Genomic DNA, 1,302 nt, shown 5'->3' on the forward strand with positions numbered 1-1,302 from the left:
GCTCACCGACAAGCAGGATCTTTTCACCGGCGAGTTCTGGCTGGGCGCGCGCGCGACCGAGCTCGGCCTTGTCGACGGGGCCGCCCATATCGAGCCGAACCGCTGGCGGCAAAGGCGGTGGCGATGGCGCGTTGCAGCGGGGTCGTGCCGGCATCCGGGGCGACGCGGCCGAGCGCCACATCGACGAGGAACGCGGTCTCGCCGTCCATCCCGCCGGTCTGGCGGCGGCTGGTCGCGATGGACTCGTAGGCCGGTGACAGCAAGCCGATGCGCAGCGCCAGCGGCTGCTGATCGCGGGGCAGGTCGCGCTGTGGAAGGTCGGCCCCGAAGAGCTGCGCAAAGGCGATCCCGAGGCCGGCATCGCGCATCGCGGGCCATGCCCGCGGCAGCACGCCGGCCACGGCGCGCGTATCGCCCTGACGCAGGGCGGCATGCACGCGCTGTACCATCGCGGCCCTGTCCCAGACCCCGCCGGAGGCCGCCGGTTCGCGCGCCGTGTAAAGGCCCAGCAGGCGGTTCTCGGGCAGGGCCTGGCGGCGGACCAGACGCTCGGCCGCCTCGATCTCGGCTTTCCAGCCGGCGGTGCCGCGCAGATCGGCCACGGCAAAGGCGCGCGGCAGGCTGCCGGTGGCCAGCGGGGCGCCCGCCGCCTCGAACAGGCGGAAGGTCAGGGGGGTCACGTCGCGCGGGGGCGGGGGCAACGTGGCGTCGTCGATGGCCTCGGGGCTGAGGAACACCGCCAGAAGCTGTTCCTCGACCGGGGTGAGCGCACCGACGGCCTTCGCGGCGTCGAAGGTCAGCGCGGCCGTCTGCCAGTCACCGGCGCGGGCGGTACAGTAGACCCGGGCGGCATAGGCCGTGCTGAGGGCCGGATCGCGCTTGAGCGCGGAACAGGGCGCGGCTTCGGACCCGTCGAGCAGCGCAAGCCCGAGCCAATGGTCGAACAGGCTGGCGCGGGCGGGGCCCGCGCGCTCCACCAGCGCGAGCGCGGGCGATACCGCGCCGTAGCGCCGCAACGCATCGAGCCGCGCGGACAGGAACCGCGCGTCGCTCCCCGCGTCGAACGGCGCGTCGGCCTCGGTCAGAAGCAGCGTGTAGAACAGCGCCTGAACGGCCGGCAGGGGCCGGTCGGGCAGACCGTCGAGCGCCGTGACCAGTGCCGATGTCGTGCTGTCCCGCCAGAGCGTGCGCGGCAGGCCCGTGCTGGCGGCGGGCAGCAGCCCCGCCGCGTCGGGCAGCGCGGCATCGAGCGGCATGACGTCCACATCCGGGATGTCCGTGCTGCCGGAAACCGGCGGTTCG

Annotated in this window: 1 protein-coding gene; it reads right to left on the minus strand. The window is 74.2% G+C overall.

The window, feature by feature from the left end:
* Positions 1-23: 23 nt before the first annotated feature.
* The coding region (locus tag ACH107_RS32900; RefSeq protein ID WP_412509793.1) for a hypothetical protein at positions 24-1,302 on the minus strand (1,279 nt) is incomplete at its 5' end.

The sequence above is a fragment of the Roseovarius halophilus (ex Wu et al. 2025) genome (genome assembly GCF_047086965.1).